The organism is Nocardia asteroides, from assembly GCF_021183625.1.
GTDB classification, from domain to species: Bacteria; Actinomycetota; Actinomycetes; order Mycobacteriales; family Mycobacteriaceae; genus Nocardia; species Nocardia asteroides_A.
Map to the genome: position 1 here is coordinate 3750944 of NZ_CP089214.1, position 15609 is coordinate 3766552.

Sequence of the window (15609 nt, forward strand, 5' to 3'; positions counted from 1 at the left end):
CAGCTTTCGCCACGGGCAAGGCGCTAACCTGGTGCGATGCGACGACCCCGGGCCGCTGTGCTCGACGAGGTGTGGCGCGGACTCGACGGATTGGCGCCGCTCAGCGGTCCCCAGGGCGGGCCGCTGCGCCGCACCGTGAAACTGGTGCTCGACCCGCTGGTGATCCGGCCGGTGCAGTACCCCGCCTGCGCGGGCTCGGTGCTCGACGCCGACGGCATCGCCCTGCTCACCGCGCGGCTGCACGCCGCCGCCGACGACCTGCGCGCGACCGCCGCCTGGTTCACCCTGCTCAAGCAGGTGCGCCGGGCCTCGAAGATCACCGACGGCAACCCGCAGGACCTCTACTTCCAGCGCTGTTTCGAACTGGCCGCCACCCGCGGCACCCCGGAGCCGTTGCGCGACCGGCCCGTCGCCGAGGCCGCGCTGCGCGAGATCCACGACAACCCGGCGGGCCGCACGGTCGCCGTGCTCCGCGCGCACCTCACCGACCCGGCGCGCGCCGCCGAGTTCGCCGCGCTGCTCGCGACGGCGTGGGCCCGCCGCCCGCTCACCGATACGCCGACCCCCGACCACGCCGCCGCGCTGCACACCCTGCTCGACGCCTGCGCCGCCGCCCGGCTCACCGACGGCGTCGACAACGGCCTGCGGACCTTCGACGACCTGCTCGACGCGCACGCGGGCACGCACGCCGGGATCGAGCTCTGGCAGGTGGTCACCGGCTGGACCGCCGCCGAGCTCGGCTTCACCGCGCGCCCGGTGCCGCAGCAGCCCGCGGTCGGCAGCTCCGCCGCGACCGCGCAGCTGGGGCGGCCGTTCGACCGCACGGTGTACGAGCGGGTCTTCACCGTGCTGCAGGGCGGCACCGAGCGGGCCGACCTGCCGACCGTGCCCGAGCTGGTCGCCGCCGAGGTCGCGCGCAGCTGCGCGCCGCTGGCGCTGCTGGACGAATCGCTGCGGCTCACCGCCGCCGCCGGGATCGCGCTCGCGCTCGGGCTCGCCCCGGCCGGGGCGACCAGGCCCGCGCCGGACGGGACGCCGGGAACCGAGCCGGATGCCACCGCCGCGCACCGGATCGTGAACGGGCGCTGGCGGCGCGAGGCGTACGTGCTCGCGGCTCGGCGGCTCTCGGTGGCCGGTGCGCCGGGGCCCGACGCCGAGCCGCTCGCCGCCATCGCCGCCGACCTGTCCCGGCCGTGGCGGCCCTACCTGCGCAGGCTCTGGGTTCGGCTGCACGGGCGGGATGTGCGCGCCGCGCCCGTGTACGACCCGGACGAGCTGTGGGACCTGCTCGACGGGGTCGCCCGCTCGGTCATGCTCGATCACCGGATGCGGGTGAAACAGGTGCTCAGCGCGCGCGCCGAACTGGAGACCCCGGCACAGAGGGCGGGCTGATGGTGACCGTCGATGTGCGCGGGGTCGATGGGTTGACCGTGCTCGCTCCCGTCGGGGCGCCGACCGTGCTCGATCCGGTGCCGGGGGTCGGGGTGCTGGTGCTCGAGGTGTCGGGTGGGCATCTGACCTGGGATCTGTTCGGTGACAGTGTGGTTCCGGCGGCGGTGCTCGACGATCCGGCGGCCGCGCAGGACTGGTTGTGGGCGCTGTACGGCGAAGCGGCGGCGGTGGCTGTGGCCGATGGCGTCGACGGGCCGCTGGACGCCGAACCGGCCGATCCCGGGCAGGCCGAGGACGCCCGGCGGCTCGCGTACGCGCACTGGGCCGCCCGCTGGTGGCCCGCCTCCACGCTGGACGGGATCGCCGCGCTCGACCCCGGGCTGCTGGACGCCGAGATCGCCGAGCTGACCGCCGCCTGCGACGCGCTGGTCGACGGTGCCGACGCGGTGGTCGCGGCGGCGGTCGAGGTGACCGCGCGGGCGGAGGACTACGCGCTGGCCGCCGGGGACGGGGTCCGGGAGGGGATGGTGCTGCGGCGCGGCAGTACCGGGTGGGCCTGGCATCGCTGCCCACCCGGGGTTGTCGATGCCTCCGAGCAGGCGCTGACCTGGGAGTCGGTGCGGCAGGGCGGGTCAGGGGTGCTGCGGGTCGACGTCGTCGCGGCGCCGCGGACGGTGCCGGTGCTGGTGCCCGCGCACCTGCGGCCCTGGGTGCGGGTCGGGGAGCTGCGTGCTCCGCTCGATGCGGCCGCCGATCACTGGGTCACCACGCTCGCCACGCCGGAGGTCGCGGAGCCGGAGCTGTTCGTTCCCGGAGTCGGCTCGGCGCAGCCGGATTCGGCGGCGGATCGGGTCCGGGTGCGGGAGTTCGCCCGTGCCAGGTTGTCCGGGGCCGGTTCCCTCCTGCGCGCGGAGAGCGCGGCCGCCGCCGATGACTCCGACTTCTGATCCCGGCTCGGTCGGCAAACCGGAAGGGGCGGGCGACGCCATGCTGGCAGCGGGGGCCGCGGCGTACGCCAGGGGCGACGTCACCGAGGCGCTGCGGATCTTCCGCGCGGCGAGCACCGGCCCGGACGAAGCGATCCGGCTCGCCGCCCTGACCAACGCCGCGAGCATGCACGACGAACTCGGGCAGCACGCCGAGGCACTCCCCCTGCTGCGCGAGGCGCTCGCGCTCATGCCCGCCGACGCGATCCGCGTGCGTCCGCACGCCCTGATCAACCTCTCCCAGGTCCAGCAACACCTCGGCGACCTCGAGGGCGCGCAGGTCTCCCTCGACGAAGCCCGCACCCTGCTTGCCGACAGCACCGACCCGGAGCTCGGCCGGGTCCGAGTCGCCTGCCTGCTCTCCCGCACCGCCGTCGCCATCCACCGCGACCACTGGTCCCGCGCCCTGGAGCTCGCCACCGAATCCCTCGACGCCGCCGTCCGATTCGCGCCCGACCTGGCCGGACACCCCCTGCTGAACCTCGCCGCCGCACACTTCGAAACCGGCCGCACCGACCTCGCCCTCGACTTCGCCGCCCAGGCGAGAGCCGCCTTCACCGAGGCGGACGACCCCAATGCCCGCGCCGAGGCCGACCAGAACACCGCCATCATGCTCGCCCGCAGCGGCCGCCCCGCCGAGGCGGCCGAGCCGCTGCGCCGCAGCCAGGAGTACTTCGAGCGGGCCGGGCTCGCGCACCGAGCCGGAATCGGCGCCAAGCTGCGCGGATTCCTGGCCGAGGGCGCCGAGCAGTTCGCCGCCGCCGAGGCCGCGTACGGGGGCGCGCTGGCCCGATTCGAGGCGTCCGGCGCGGTGCTCGACGCCGCGGAGGTCCGGGTGCGGCTGGCGACCGTCGCCGCCCGCACCGGCCGCCTCCTGGACGCCGAAACCCTGCTCGACCAGGCATTTTCGACCTGCGCGGAGCGCGGCATGACCACCCGCTGTGCCCAGATCGACTACTGGCACGCCGCGCTGATCGAAGCGGCCCAACCGGACCGGGCACTCCTGGCCCGCGGCACCGACCTCGCGGTGATCGCCGCCCTCGCCCTCGACGCCGTGCGCTTCACCTTCGCGGACGGCACCCAGCGCGCCCGCTGGCACGACGAGATCGCCGACCCGGCGCTGCAGGTCGCCTTCCGCCTCGCCTACGCCTCCGGCAACGGTCAGCTGATCGCCGAACTGATCGAAACCCGGTGCGCCGGAACCACCATCGACCTGGACCGCAGCACCGGAGCCGCGGCAGCACCGACCCTGCCGCTGACCTGGATCGACCCACCGGACGAACAGGGCGGCGCACTCACCGCGGGCGGCGCGCTGGAGCTGGGCATCGCACTGGCCGAGGTCGCCGCCGCCGCCGGCCTCGCGGTCGCCCCACCGCCGCGGATCGCCCTGCCGGACGGCCGGATCGCCCTGGCCGCGCACCTCGCCGCCGCCGAGCAGCGCTACGGCAGGCCGGTACGGGACAGCCGGGTGGTCCGGCTATGACCCCGACGGCCTACATCCGGATGGCCGACGCCGGTGATCTCTACCTCTGGTGGCGCTGGGAGAACCACACCGCCGCACCGGGAATCGGCGTCGTCCCCGAGGCCCAGCTCCGAGCGGCATTGGACGAACTCACCGCCGCCCTGCCCGACCCTGCCGCACCCGGCAGCCTGGAGAACGCGCTCACCGCGGGCGCGCTCGCCGACCCGCACCGCGAACAGCACCTGGCCGAGCAACTCGCCCGCGCCTTCCTCCCCTACAACCTCGCCGTCGCCCTGCACGAGCTCATGACCAGCGGCATCCGCCCGCACCTTCGCATCCAGCCCGCGCCGCGGGTGGCGCAGGTGCCCTGGGAGCTGCTCGCCCCCGACCCGGCGGTCCGGCTGATCGAGATCGCCGACATCAGCCTGCTGCCGCCGGTCAGCGTGGTCAGGGCCCGCGAACCGCGCCCGTGGGACCCCGCCCTTCCGGTGGTCGCCGTGCTCGACCCGCGCGTACCCGGTTTCCGCGCCGACTCCGCGCTCGGCTCGGTGCTCGGCCGCCCCGACCCGGCGATGCCGGTGGCCCGCCGGGTCGCCGAGTACGCCGCGACCGGCAGGCTCGCCCCGCGGGCCGCGACCCCGGCCGAAGCCTTCCGCCGCACCGACCTCGACCGCGAGCTGCTCGGCGAGCTGCTGCGCGCGGGCGCGAGCAGGCTGCTGTACGTCGGCCACGTCACCGCCGCCGCGCCGGAGTCCGGCCGCAGCGAGGAGGCCGCGCTGCACCTCGCCTGCCCCGCCGAGCTGCCCGGCTTCGCGGCCCCGCTGCGCACCCACCGCCCCTTCACCGCGAAGGACCTGCTGCTCGGCTCGCACACCCGCGACCCGGACCCGCAGCCGGGCAACCGGCTCTGGCCGATCCCGGCGCGGGTCGCGCTGATCGCCTGCGAGAGCGGCGGCGACCTCCGCTTCGGCGAGGCGCTCGGCCTGGTCACCGCGATGATCGCGGGCGGAGCCGAGCTCGTCACCGCCTGCCGCTGGCCGCTCCCCACCGACCTCGCCGTGCAGCGCCTGGCCGGCGCCCCCGCCACCGCGACCCCGCTGCAGGACACGATCTGCGCCATCGACGCCGCCCACGAACACCCCGCCCCCGTCACCGCGCACGCCGACTGGCAGCGCGCCCGCCTCACCGCCTGGCGCAGCACCCCCTCGCCCACCACCGCCCCGGTCCTCTGGGCAGCGCCGGCGACGGTCTACAGCACCTGATCGAGGAAGGTGCGGAGGCGGGGGGTTTCGGCATTGTCGAAGACGGCGTCGGGGGCGCCGTGCTCGACGACGACGCCCCGATCCATGAAGACGACGGTGTCGGAGACCGAGCGGGCGAAGCCCATCTCGTGGGTGACGACGACCATGGTCATGCCGCCGGAGGCGAGCTCGGCGATGAGCGCGAGCACACCCTTGACCAGCTCCGGGTCGAGCGCCGATGTGGCCTCGTCGAAGAGCATGAGCTCCGGCTCCATGGCCAGCGCGCGGGCGATGGCGACGCGCTGCTGCTGGCCGCCGGAGAGGTTGCCGGGGCGCGATTCGACCTTGTCGGCGAGCCCGACCCGCTCGAGCTGCTCGACGGCGACCGCGCGGGCCCGCTCGGCGGAGAGCCCCTTGAGCTTGCGCGGGCCGAGCGCGACATTGTCGACGACCGACCGGTGCGGGAACAGGTTGAACTGCTGGAAGACCATGCCGATCCGGCGGCGCAGCCGGTCCGGGTCTTCGGTGAGCACCGACTTGCCGTCCAGCAGCAGGTCGCCGCTGTCCGGTTCGTGCAGCCGGTTCAGGACGCGGAGCAGGGTGGACTTGCCCGACCCGGACGGCCCGATCACGGTGACCGTCCGGCCCGCGTCGACGTGCAGGTCGACGCCGCGCAGGATGTGGGTGCGGCCGAGGGTGAGGTGCAGCCCGGTGCCGGTGAGCGAAGCACTCATGTTCAGCGTCCTTCGGTGATGGCGGCCTGGTCCGCCGGGTCGATGGGCCGGTCCGGGCGGCCGGTGCGCATCCGCCGGTCGATGTAGTTCACCAGGTGCGTGAGCGGGATGGTCAGCAGCAGGTACACGAGCCCGGCGGCGACCAGCGGCGAGAGGTTGCCGGTCTGCGCGTTGAGGTCGCGGCCGACCGCGAAGAGCTCGCGCTGGCTGACCAGCAGGCCCAGGAAGTAGATCAGCGACGAGTCCTTGATCAGCGCGATGAACTGGTTCATCAGCGCGGGCAGCACCCGGCGCACGCCCTGCGGGATGATCACCAGCGTCATGGCCTGCCGGTAGCCGAAGCCGATCGCGCGCGCCGCCTCCAGCTGCCCCGGCTCCACCGACTGGATGCCGGAGCGGAAGATCTCGCCGATGTAGGCCGAGGCGAGCAGCGCCAGCGCCACCGCGCCGAGCCAGTACGGGTTGTTGCCGGTGATATTGCGGACGACGGGGCCGATGCCGAGCCCGATGATCAGGATGATCACCACCGCGGGCAGCCCGCGGAAGATGTCGGTGTAGACCCGGGCCGGCCAGCGCAGCCACCGGGTGCGCGCGATGCCCGCCACCGCGAGCAGCATGCCGATCACCGTGCCGAGCACGCCGGAGACCACGGCGAGGATCAGGGTGTTCGGCAGCCCGGTCTCGAGCAGCTCCGGGAACGCCTGCTTGTACAGCGACCAGTCGAAGAAGGTGTCGCCGAGCTGCTGCAGCGTCGATTTCGGGGCGGCCGCGGCCTGTTCCGGCTGCTCGTTCTGCGCGGCGAGCGCGCGGAAGTCGGGCAGCTCCGGGGTGGGCGCGGCGCGCGAGCCCGGCTTCCAGCCCGGCGGCAGCTCGCGCGGCACCCAGTCCTGGTAGAGCCGGGCGTAGGTGCCATCCGCGATCACCGCGTCCAAGCCGCTGTTCAGGGCGTCGAGCAGGGGCTGGTTGGTCTTGGCGGCGGCGTAGCCGACGAAGTTGTCCAGGCTGAAGGTGTTCTCCGCGACGGTGATCGGGTCACCGGGCGCGATGGCGCCGTCGGCCTGCGCGGAGGGCGCCACCCAGACGTCGACCTGGCCGGATTTCAGGTTCGCGTAGGCGGTGTTGTAGTCCGGGAACTTCACCGGGTCCAGCCCGAGCTGGTTCACCACGAACTCGTCCTGCACGGTGCCCTGCACCACCGCGATCCTGGTGTCCGGCTTCAGGTCGGCGAAGCTCGTTATCGCGCTGCCCGCGGGGGTGACCAGCGAGAAGTAGCCGAAGTCGTAGCCGTTGGTGAAGCCGACGAGCTGGCGCCGTGCGTCGGTGGTGGTGATGTTCGACGAGCCCACGTCGTACCGCCCCGCGGCGACGCTGGCGAGCAGGCCGGAGAAGTCGGTGGTGGCGAAGTCGACGGTCAGCCCGAGCTTGGCGGCGATGGCCTTCAGCAGCTCGTTGTCGAAGCCGGTGACCTGGTTGGCGCTGTTCACGCAGATGCTCGGCGGGGCGTCGGAGAGCGTGCCGACGCTGAGCCTGCCCGGCGTGATCAGCCCCAGCTTGCCGACGTCGATCGAGCTCAGCGGCACCACGTTCGGGGTGGTGTAGCGGTCGGCGCCCGCGCCCTGCGGGGCGGCGAGGTTGGCCGGGGCCGCCGAAGCCGCCGTCGGCCCCGGCGGGGCGCACAGGTCACGGGCCTGGCCGCCGCCGTCGCCCGAGCCGCACCCGCTCAACACGAGCGAGGCGACCGCGAGGACCGCGGCGAGCAGGGCCGACGAGCGCACCGCACGGGAGACCGACATGGGAATCCACCCTAGCCGCGCGGTAGCGAATCACGGGCTATCAGGCGTCTCACAGCGCGAAACCCTTGCGCACCGCGGTCAGGACAGCCCGACCACCGACTCCGGGTTCACCTCGTCCCGCCACCGGATCGCCTCCTCGACCTGGCCCAGGTCGTAATCCGGCCCGCTGGTGCCCACCGTGAAGAGCGTGACGCCAGCCGCGTGGAAATCCTTCGCCCGCTCCACCCCCGGCCACGCCGTCGACTTCTCGATCCGGCCCGCGTCGGTGCCTGCCGCGGCCGCGTGCTCGGCCAGGATATTGCTCTTGCGGGTGAAGGTCTCCAGGTCGCCGAAGCTGTGCCAGATGTTGCCGTACTCGGCCACCAGCCGCAGCGTCTTCTTCTCGCCGCCGCCGCCGATCAACACCGGGATGTGCCTGGTCGGCGCGGGGGTGAGCTTCTTCAGCCTGGCGTCGATCCGGGCCAGCCCGTCCTTCAGCAGCGCGAGGCGACTGCCCGCGGTACCGAACTCGTAGCCGTACTCGTCGTAGTCGCGCTCGAACCAGCCCGCCCCGATGCCGAGGATGAGCCTGCCCCCGCTGATGTGGTCCACCGTGCGCGCCATATCGGCGAGCAGGTCGAAGTTCCGGTAGCCGCCGCCGGTGACCAGCGCCCCCAGCTCCACCCGCTCGGTCTGCTCGGCGATCGCGCCGAGCATGGTCCAGCACTCGAAGTGCGCGCCCTCCGGGTCGCCGGTGAGCGGGTAGAAGTGGTCCCAGTTGAAGACGATGTCCACCCCGGCGTCCTCGGAGCGCAGTACCGCGTCCCGGATGAGCTGGTACTCGGGGGCGTGCTGCGGCTGCAGCTGAACTCCGATGCGAACCGGTCGGCTCATGCTCTGCTCCTCGTCTTCCGTTGGGTGTTCCCGGGGCGAGGCTACCGGCGGGACCCGGTCGCCGCCGGGGGCGCCGCGACCGGACGGGCAGCCTCCCCCGCCGCCGCTGATTTCGGTATGGGCACGCCCGGCCTGGTGATCGCGGGCGCCGAACTCCCGGTGCGCCCGCCGCAGCTGCTGCGCACTCCGGGCGACCGGATCGTGCTCGACGCCTAACTGCGCAGCGCCGCCGACCGCTACTGCCCGATCGAGTGCGAGGTGCTGGTCGGTGCCTCGTAACCGGCCGCGCGGCCGGGGCAGCGCTCGCCGTCCGCCCGCGCACCGGATAGCATCCCGGCGATTCCCCTACTCGGATCGTCCGGCACGTTCCTGCCGGTGAAGGGATGGTCATTCACCGTGGCCACGGTTACTTTCGAACACGCCACCCGGCTCTACCCGGGCAACCCCACCCCCGCCGTCGACCGCCTCGAGCTGGAGATCGCGGACGGGGAGTTCCTCGTTCTGGTCGGCCCGTCGGGCTGCGGCAAGTCCACCTCGCTGCGCATGCTGGCCGGGCTGGAGGAGGTGAGCGACGGGCGCATCCTGATCGGCGCGGACGACGTCACGCACGCCGAGCCCAAGGACCGCGACATCGCGATGGTGTTCCAGAACTACGCGCTCTACCCGCACATGTCGGTCGCGGAGAACATGGGGTTCGCGCTCAAGCTCGCCAAGGTCCCGAAGGAGGAGACGCGGGCCCGGGTGCTGGAGGCGGCCAAGCTGCTCGACCTGGAGCAGTACCTGGAGCGCAAGCCGAAGGCGCTCTCCGGCGGGCAGCGGCAGCGCGTCGCCATGGGCCGGGCGATCGTGCGGCAGCCGCAGGTGTTCCTGATGGACGAGCCGCTCTCCAACCTGGACGCCAAGCTGCGTGTGCAGACCCGCACCCAGATCGCACAGCTGCAGCGGCGGCTCGGCACCACCACGGTCTACGTCACGCACGACCAGGTCGAGGCGATGACCATGGGCGACCGGGTCGCGGTGCTCAAGGACGGCAAGCTGCAGCAGTGCGCGACCCCGCGCGACCTCTACCGCGACCCGGCCAACGTCTTCGTCGCCGGCTTCATGGGCTCGCCCGCCATGAACCTGTTCACCCTCCCGGTCAGCGACGGCGCGGTACACCTCGGCGGCTGCCCGATCCCGGTGCCGCGCTCGGTGACCGACGCCTGCTCCGGCGCGCTCACCGTCGGCATCCGGCCGGAGCACTTCGAGCTCGGCGGCGATTCCGGAATCGCCATGGAGGTGGACGTCGTCGAGGAGCTCGGCTCCGACGCCTACCTCTACGGGCGCACGCTCGGTGATTCGCCGACCGGGGCCAACGAGACCGTCGTGGCAAGGGCGGATTGGCGGAATCCGCCGCCGAAGGGTGCGAAGTTGCAGCTCGGGGTCGGTGCGGAGCACGTGTACTTCTTCGACGCGGCGAACGGGAGCCGGCTCAACTAGGCATCCGGGGCCGGTGGACCGTCGCGCACGGTCCACCGGAACTCCGCGAAACAAGCTGGTATGCGGCGATTGTCAGCGACGCCGCACGAATTCCCTGTTCAACCGAACTCCGATCTCTTCCAGCTCGACCTCCGCACCGGACTCACTGCGCACCTCCACCCGCACCGCCTCCCCGGTCGCCTCCTCGACCAGCAGCAGCGGCGCGGGCCCCTCCTGCAGATACCTGTCCCCCCACTGCATGAGCGCGAGCACAACGGGCAGCAGATCCCGGCCCATCGGGGTGAGCACGTATTCGTGCCTGGTGCGCTGCCCCTCCTCCCGGTACGGCTCCTTGGCGAGCAGCCCGGCGGCGGTCAGTTTGCGCAGCTGCGCGGCTGCGGCGGCGTCGGTGATGCCGACCCGCGCGGCGAACCCGTCGAAGCGGGTGGTGCCGTAGTACGCCTCGCGCATGATCAGGATCGCCGAGCGGGTGCCGACGAGGTCGAGTGCCTTGGCGATCGAGCACTCGGTCGGCCGCCAGGCGGCGAGATCGGCGAGGGGTCCTTCCATCACGGCTGCCATGGCGCACATCATACCCAATCTGACTTGACTCGACTAATGCCAGAGGAGAAACTGGCTATGTCGAGGTAGAGCCAGACGGCTCCCCGGACGGAAGGAAGCACGATGCGAGACGCAGTCATCGTCGAAGCGGTCCGCACTCCGATCGGCAAGGGCAAGCCGACGGGCGCGCTGCACGGGGTACACCCGGTCGATCTGCTCGCCCACTCGCTGCGCGAGGTGGTGCACCGGGCCGGGATCGATCCGGCCCTGGTGGACGACGTCATCGGCGGCGTGGTGACGCAGTCCGGCGAGCAGAGCGTGAACCTCACCCGCAGGGCGGTGCTCGCGGCGGGCTTCCCGGAGTCGGTGCCCGCCACCACCGTCGACCGGCAGTGCGGCAGCAGCCAGCAGGCGGTGCACTTCGCGGCGCAGGGCGTGATCTCCGGCGCCTACGACGTGGTGATCGCGGCCGGGGTGGAGTCCATGAGCCGGGTGCCGATGGGGTCGAGCGTGCTCGGCGCCGACGACATCCTCGGCACCGGCTTCGCCGAGCGCTACCCGGAGGGGCTGGTCGGGCAGGGCATCAGCGCCGAACTGATCGCCGCGCGCTGGGGGCTGAGCCGGACCCGGCTGGACGAGTTCGCCCTGGCCAGCCACGAGAAGGCGGCGCTGGCCACCAAGAACGGCGCCTTCGCGGCCGAGCTCGCGCCGCTCGCCGGGCTCGCCACCGACGAGGGCATCCGCACCGGAAGCAGCCTGGAGCTGCTCGGCGGGCTGCGCCCGGCCTACTACGACGAGGCGATCGCGGCCCGCTTCCCGGAGATCGGCTGGAACATCACGGCGGCCAACGCCAGCCAGATCAACGACGGCAGCGCGGCGGTGCTCATCATGAGCGGCGAGAAGGCCGCCGAGCTCGGGCTCACCCCGCTGGCCCGGCTGCACAGCTTCGCCGTCGTCGGCGACGACCCGCTGCTGATGCTCACCGCCGTCATCCCGGCCACCCGCAAGGTGCTGAGCCGGGCCGGGCTGGAGCTGGCCGACATCGACCTGGTCGAGATCAACGAGGCGTTCGCCGCGGTGGCGCTGGCCTGGGCCGACGACACCGGGGCCGACCTGGCCAAGGTGAACGTCAACGGCGGCGCCATCGCGCTCGGGCACCCGCTCGGCGCGTCGGGCGCCAGGCTCACCACCACGCTGGTGCACGCGCTGCGCGAGCGCGGCGGGCGGTACGGGCTGCAGACCATGTGCGAGGCGGGCGGGCTGGCCAACGCCATGATCCTCGAGACCCTCTGAGGATCAGCGCAGTTCGCTGAGGGCGAGTGCGAATACCAGGCCGAGCAGCCAGGCCTCGACGATCACCGGGACGGCGACCGCGGGGCCCCAGCCGATCGGCCTGCCGTACCGCACTCGCTCCCACACGTGCGCGACCGCGACCACCGCCCCGAACACCAGCCCGCCCCAGGCGATCAGCGCGGCGGGCCACACCTCGCCGAGGCCGTCCCCGCGCTCGTCGGCGAAGAGCCCGTAGAGCGGGACCAGCGCGACGGCGAGCCCGGCGACCAGCAGCGCGATCAGCACGGCCGCGACCGTGCGCAGCAGGTCGAGCGGCGAGGCCGGGCGGGGGTCGCGCCACTCCGGGCGCCGGGAGGCGAAATCGAACCACCGAGCCATGCCTCCCCCTTCACCCCCTCCAGCGTGCCGCCGGAATGCCCGCCGCGCAGCCGGATCAGCTCAGCCCGCCGGAAACGATCCCGATACCGATGCCGAACCCGCCGACGACGAGCGCCAGCGAGAGCACACCCCAGACCCACATGGGCCAGCGCTGCCAGGCGGCGATCGGGAGCATGACGGCGCCGACCAGGACCCCGAGCCCGGCGCCGCCCCAGGAGACGATCATGCCGGTGCCGATGAAATCGCAGTCCCGGCCGAGGGTGCACGAGTCGGCGGCGAAGGCGAAGAACATGGTGGCGAAGACCGAGCAGAGCGCGAGCAGGAAGGCGAGGGCGTAGAGCACGATGGCGATCGCGGTGTCGGCCGCGTTCAACGGGCGCCGGCCCGGCGGGGGCGGCGGGGGCGGCCGGCCGTAGTCGAACCGCGGTTCGTGCGGAGCTGGGTAGGCGGTGGTCATGGGAAGATCTTCGCAGGTGAGGGGGCTCGGGGGGAGGTAAGCGACGGGCGCCGGCCCGGTCACGCCGAGATTCCCGCCGAGACGATGCGGTAGCCGATGAGGAAACCGCCGATGACGAGGATCAGCGGGACGACGCCCCAGATCCAGAGCGGCCGGCGGCGCCAGGCGGCGATCGGCAGCATGACGGCGCCGACCAGGACGCCGAGCCCGGCGCCGCCCCAGGAGGCACCCATCCCCGAGCCGACGTAGTCGCAGCTCTTGCCGCCGTAGCTGCAGGAATCGGCGGCGAAGGCGAAGAAGATCGTCGCATAGGCGGAGCAGGCCGCCAGCACGAGCGCGACGAAGTACAGCACGATGCCGAGCGTCACGTCGAGCGGGTCGAGCTCCTTCTTCACGTGCGGCGAGGGCGGCGGAGGTGGCGCGGCGCCGTACCGCGGGTCGGGGTAGGCGGTGGTCATGCATCGATATTCGGCGCGGACCGGGCTGCCGGGTACCGGGAAACTACTCGAGTGCGTCCAGGGGTTTCCGGCGCTGCGGCAGAATTCCGGCATGCTGGTTTACGCGATCCCGCTGCGCACCCGGTTCCGCGGCATCACCGTGCGCGAGGGCATGCTGCTGGAGGGCCCGCGCGGCTGGGGCGAGTTCTGCCCGTTCCCGGAGTACGACGACCGCGAGGCGGCGAACTGGCTGGCCACCGCGCTGGAGCAGGCGAACGACGGGTGGCCCGAGCCGGTGCGCACGCGGATTCCGGTGAACTGCATCGTGCCGGCCGTCGATCCGGAGCGGGCGCGCCGCATCGTCGCCGAATCCGGCTGCGGCACCGCCAAGGTGAAGGTCGCCGACCACCCGGACTCGCTCGGGGAGGACATCGCGCGGGTCGAGGCGGTGCGGGACGCGCTCGGGCCGGGCGGCGCGGTGCGGATCGACGCGAACGCGGTGTGGGACGTCGACACCGCGGTCACCCGGATCCGTGCGCTGGAGCGGGCCGCGGGCGGGCTGGAGTACGCGGAGCAGCCGTGCCGCACGATCGAGGAGCTGGCCGCGGTGCGCCGCCGGGTCGGGGTGCCGATCGCGGCGGACGAATCCATCCGGCGCGCGGAGGACCCGCTGCGGGTCGCGGTGGCGGGGGCCGCCGATATCGCGGTGATCAAGTGCACGCCGCTGGGCGGGGTGCGCCGGGCGCTGCGGGTGGCCGAGGCGGCCGGGCTGCCGTGCGTGGTGTCGTCGGCGCTGGAGACCGGGGTGGGGTTGGGCGCGCAGCTGGCGCTGGCCGGGGCGCTGCCGGAGCTGACGCACGCCTGCGGGCTCGGCACCGGGGCGCTGTTCACCGGCGACGTGCTGGCCGAGCCGGTGCTGCCGGTGGACGGATTCCTCGCGGTGCCCGCCGCGCCGCCGGTGCCGGATCCGGAGCTGCTCGAGCGCTACCGGCACCCGGACCCGGAGCGCACCCGGTGGTGGATCGAACGCCTGGAGCGGGTGCGCGCGCTGCTCTGATCCGGGCAGATACTCGCGGTGCACCGGACAGTTCCGGACAGATCGGTCACCGGTCCCGCCGGCCGAGCGGCGCCCGCGGCCGAGCGAGGACCCTCCGGTGGCAGGCACGCCGGTTCGGGGCGCGCCCTTCACCCGATACCGGCACCCGTTCCGAGCAGCGCGGAGCGCAGCAGCAAGGCCGCCTCCGGCCCGACCACGCCGTCCAGCAACGTCAGGTAGCGGGCGCAGAAGGCGGGGCCGTGCGCGGGCTCGGCGGGTTCGGGCGGCGCCAGGTGGTGCGCGAGTTCGTGCAGCACCACCAGTTCGCGCAGCGCCCACACCCGCCCCACCGGCACCGCGAGCACCGCGCCATCGGGTTCGTAGTGCGCCGCGCCCGCCCCGCGCCTGGCCCGCACCCGCACCGGAACGGCCGCCCGCGGCCACTGCGCGCGCACCCAGTTCAACGCCAGCACCCGCTCGACGTACCCGGCCACCGACTCCACCGACCCGAACCGCCGTTCCACCGGCAGCGTGAGCTGCGACCCGAAGACCTCGACGGTGCGGTTGCCGAACTCGTCGGCCCGCTCGAAGGCTCCCCGCACGAGCTGCTCCGCGTCGTAGACGGCACCCCGCTGGCTGTCGCGCGGGGTCACGGCGCGGGTAGCTCGCCGCGCGGGGCGCCCAGCTCGGGTGCGGGGCCGAGCCGCGCCGCCCGGCCCGCGCGATCACCGGCCCGGCGCGCGTCCGCGGACGGGGTGAGCGAGGCCGCCGCACCGCGCCAGGTGCCGCGCGCCTCGGAGGTCCTGCTGTAGAAGTCGGTGAGCTCGAGTTCCTTCTCGCGCAGTGCGATCGCGGTGCCGGGCGAACCGGCCTCGGCAGGCGCATCGGCCTCCCGCACCACCTCGGCCTTGACCTCGGCGAGCCGCTTGCCGACCCGGGCCGCGAACGCCGCCTGGAAGTTCAGCCGGGCGGTGACCGGGGCGACCGGCGCGGCGACCCGGCGGCGCACGGTGCGCCCGAGCCGCCGCTCCACCACCACCTTCTCGACGGTGGCCGAGCGGTAGCCGCCGGACTTGATGTACTGGTCGCTCGCCCGCACCATCTGCACCAGCAGGCTGCTGTAGAGCGCCTCGCAGACGTCGATATCACCGGCGAAGCCGTAGGCGTAGACCTGGGTCGAGGTGCGCGCGACATCGCAGCGCACATCGTTGGCCGCGGCGATCGCGACGAACAGTTGAACGTACGTGCGCAGACCTTTCCGGCCCGGCTCGCCGATCAGAATCACCCGCTGGATCGGCGCGGCGCGGCGCTGCCTGCCCGCCACGTGCGCCCGCGCGACCGCGAGGTCGATCGCCGAGCGGGTGGCCAGCCGCTGCGCGGCGGCCAGGAACGCCTCGGCCTCGTGCTCGTTGTCGGTGGACTCGGCCTGGCGCAGCAGCCCGCCGATCCGGGTGAGCATCCGGTCCGGGACCGCGTTCGGCGAAGTCATCCCGGCCAGCCTAGCGAGC

The 15609-nt window shown here is 73.5% G+C and carries 16 protein-coding genes; 7 read left to right on the forward strand and 9 right to left on the reverse strand.

The genetic code is table 11. The features are described from left to right. Positions 1 to 36: 36 nt before the first annotated feature. The 4 genes from LTT61_RS17880 to LTT61_RS17895 are packed head-to-tail and all read left to right on the forward strand — an operon-like array spanning position 37 to position 5102. Positions 37 to 1392, forward strand: a complete 1356-nt coding sequence (locus LTT61_RS17880) for a hypothetical protein (RefSeq protein WP_233015230.1) — start codon at positions 37 to 39, stop codon at positions 1390 to 1392. Beyond that, the gene (locus LTT61_RS17885) at positions 1392 to 2339 is read left to right on the forward strand and encodes a hypothetical protein (RefSeq protein ID WP_233015232.1); all 948 of its coding nucleotides are present in this window, start codon (positions 1392 to 1394) and stop codon (positions 2337 to 2339) included. The genes LTT61_RS17880 and LTT61_RS17885 overlap by 1 nt, the downstream gene beginning before the upstream one ends. Then, positions 2323 to 3861, forward strand: a complete 1539-nt coding sequence (locus LTT61_RS17890) for a tetratricopeptide repeat protein (protein WP_233015234.1) — start codon at positions 2323 to 2325, stop codon at positions 3859 to 3861. The genes LTT61_RS17885 and LTT61_RS17890 overlap by 17 nt, the downstream gene beginning before the upstream one ends. After that, the gene (locus LTT61_RS17895) at positions 3858 to 5102 is read left to right on the forward strand and encodes a CHAT domain-containing protein (protein WP_233015236.1); all 1245 of its coding nucleotides are present in this window, start codon (positions 3858 to 3860) and stop codon (positions 5100 to 5102) included. Before LTT61_RS17890 ends, LTT61_RS17895 begins: the two co-directional genes overlap by 4 nt. On the opposite strand, the gene LTT61_RS17900 is transcribed toward LTT61_RS17895, so the two are convergent. The 3 genes from LTT61_RS17900 to LTT61_RS17910 form a co-directional block, all read right to left on the reverse strand. Further along, positions 5090 to 5815, reverse strand: coding sequence for an amino acid ABC transporter ATP-binding protein (locus LTT61_RS17900; protein WP_233015238.1), 726 nt, complete (start codon positions 5813 to 5815; stop codon positions 5090 to 5092). The two genes, LTT61_RS17895 and LTT61_RS17900, sit on opposite strands and share 13 nt — an antisense overlap. A gap of 2 nt (positions 5816 to 5817) precedes the next feature. Beyond that, positions 5818 to 7608: an ABC transporter substrate-binding protein/permease gene (locus LTT61_RS17905; RefSeq protein WP_233015240.1), complete on the reverse strand. Its 1791-nt coding sequence runs from the start codon at positions 7606 to 7608 to the stop codon at positions 5818 to 5820. A gap of 78 nt (positions 7609 to 7686) precedes the next feature. After that, positions 7687 to 8481, reverse strand: a complete 795-nt coding sequence (locus tag LTT61_RS17910) for an LLM class F420-dependent oxidoreductase (protein ID WP_233015242.1) — start codon at positions 8479 to 8481, stop codon at positions 7687 to 7689. Between the two features lie 396 nt (positions 8482 to 8877). On the opposite strand from LTT61_RS17910, the gene LTT61_RS17915 reads away from it, so the two are divergent. Continuing rightward, positions 8878 to 9960: an ABC transporter ATP-binding protein gene (locus tag LTT61_RS17915; protein ID WP_233021061.1), complete on the forward strand. Its 1083-nt coding sequence runs from the start codon at positions 8878 to 8880 to the stop codon at positions 9958 to 9960. Positions 9961 to 10032: 72 nt separating this feature from the next. Here the strand turns inward: LTT61_RS17915 and LTT61_RS17920 are convergent, their stop codons facing one another. After that, positions 10033 to 10533, reverse strand: coding sequence for a winged helix-turn-helix transcriptional regulator (locus tag LTT61_RS17920; protein WP_233015244.1), 501 nt, complete (start codon positions 10531 to 10533; stop codon positions 10033 to 10035). Positions 10534 to 10623: 90 nt separating this feature from the next. Between LTT61_RS17920 and LTT61_RS17925 the strand changes: the two genes are divergently transcribed. Then, on the forward strand, positions 10624 to 11793 hold the full coding sequence (locus tag LTT61_RS17925) for a thiolase family protein (protein ID WP_233015246.1): 1170 nt from the start codon (positions 10624 to 10626) through the stop codon (positions 11791 to 11793). A gap of 3 nt (positions 11794 to 11796) precedes the next feature. Here the strand turns inward: LTT61_RS17925 and LTT61_RS17930 are convergent, their stop codons facing one another. Genes LTT61_RS17930 through LTT61_RS17940 form a run of 3 tightly spaced genes read right to left on the reverse strand, consistent with a single transcriptional unit; the run spans position 11797 to position 13086 of the window. Then, positions 11797 to 12171, reverse strand: a complete 375-nt coding sequence (locus tag LTT61_RS17930) for a hypothetical protein (protein ID WP_233015248.1) — start codon at positions 12169 to 12171, stop codon at positions 11797 to 11799. A gap of 55 nt (positions 12172 to 12226) precedes the next feature. Continuing rightward, entirely contained in the window at positions 12227 to 12628 is a 402-nt protein-coding gene (locus LTT61_RS17935) for a hypothetical protein (protein WP_233015250.1), read from the reverse strand. Positions 12629 to 12687: 59 nt separating this feature from the next. Next, positions 12688 to 13086, reverse strand: a complete 399-nt coding sequence (locus tag LTT61_RS17940; protein WP_233015252.1) for a hypothetical protein — start codon at positions 13084 to 13086, stop codon at positions 12688 to 12690. A 91-nt stretch (positions 13087 to 13177) separates the two neighbouring features. Here LTT61_RS17940 and LTT61_RS17945 point away from each other — a divergent pair, with 91 nt between their 5' ends. Further along, positions 13178 to 14122, forward strand: a complete 945-nt coding sequence (locus tag LTT61_RS17945) for an o-succinylbenzoate synthase (protein ID WP_233015253.1) — start codon at positions 13178 to 13180, stop codon at positions 14120 to 14122. A gap of 128 nt (positions 14123 to 14250) precedes the next feature. On the opposite strand, the gene LTT61_RS17950 is transcribed toward LTT61_RS17945, so the two are convergent. Further along, complete coding sequence (locus LTT61_RS17950) at positions 14251 to 14754, reverse strand: TIGR04338 family metallohydrolase (RefSeq protein ID WP_233015254.1); 504 nt, start codon at positions 14752 to 14754, stop codon at positions 14251 to 14253. Beyond that, positions 14751 to 15590, reverse strand: coding sequence for a DUF2786 domain-containing protein (locus LTT61_RS17955; protein ID WP_233015255.1), 840 nt, complete (start codon positions 15588 to 15590; stop codon positions 14751 to 14753). The genes LTT61_RS17950 and LTT61_RS17955 overlap by 4 nt, the downstream gene beginning before the upstream one ends. Positions 15591 to 15609: the final 19 nt, after the last annotated feature.

Excerpts from the sequence above, each read along its gene's own strand:
- LTT61_RS17905 (WP_233015240.1), bottom strand. The coding sequence starts at position 7,608 with ATGTCGGTCTCCCGTGCGGTGCGCTCGTCGGCCCTGCTCGCCGCGGTC.
- LTT61_RS17945 (WP_233015253.1), top strand. The coding sequence starts at position 13,178 with ATGCTGGTTTACGCGATCCCGCTGCGCACCCGGTTCCGCGGCATCACC.
- LTT61_RS17955 (WP_233015255.1), bottom strand. The coding sequence starts at position 15,590 with ATGACTTCGCCGAACGCGGTCCCGGACCGGATGCTCACCCGGATCGGC.
- LTT61_RS17880 (WP_233015230.1), top strand. The coding sequence starts at position 37 with ATGCGACGACCCCGGGCCGCTGTGCTCGACGAGGTGTGGCGCGGACTC.
- LTT61_RS17930 (WP_233015248.1), bottom strand. The coding sequence starts at position 12,171 with ATGGCTCGGTGGTTCGATTTCGCCTCCCGGCGCCCGGAGTGGCGCGAC.
- LTT61_RS17900 (WP_233015238.1), bottom strand. The coding sequence starts at position 5,815 with ATGAGTGCTTCGCTCACCGGCACCGGGCTGCACCTCACCCTCGGCCGC.
- LTT61_RS17910 (WP_233015242.1), bottom strand. The coding sequence starts at position 8,481 with ATGAGCCGACCGGTTCGCATCGGAGTTCAGCTGCAGCCGCAGCACGCC.
- LTT61_RS17940 (WP_233015252.1), bottom strand. The coding sequence starts at position 13,086 with ATGACCACCGCCTACCCCGACCCGCGGTACGGCGCCGCGCCACCTCCG.
- LTT61_RS17935 (WP_233015250.1), bottom strand. The coding sequence starts at position 12,628 with ATGACCACCGCCTACCCAGCTCCGCACGAACCGCGGTTCGACTACGGC.
- LTT61_RS17920 (WP_233015244.1), bottom strand. The coding sequence starts at position 10,533 with ATGATGTGCGCCATGGCAGCCGTGATGGAAGGACCCCTCGCCGATCTC.
- LTT61_RS17890 (WP_233015234.1), top strand. The coding sequence starts at position 2,323 with ATGACTCCGACTTCTGATCCCGGCTCGGTCGGCAAACCGGAAGGGGCG.
- LTT61_RS17895 (WP_233015236.1), top strand. The coding sequence starts at position 3,858 with ATGACCCCGACGGCCTACATCCGGATGGCCGACGCCGGTGATCTCTAC.
- LTT61_RS17885 (WP_233015232.1), top strand. The coding sequence starts at position 1,392 with ATGGTGACCGTCGATGTGCGCGGGGTCGATGGGTTGACCGTGCTCGCT.
- LTT61_RS17925 (WP_233015246.1), top strand. The coding sequence starts at position 10,624 with ATGCGAGACGCAGTCATCGTCGAAGCGGTCCGCACTCCGATCGGCAAG.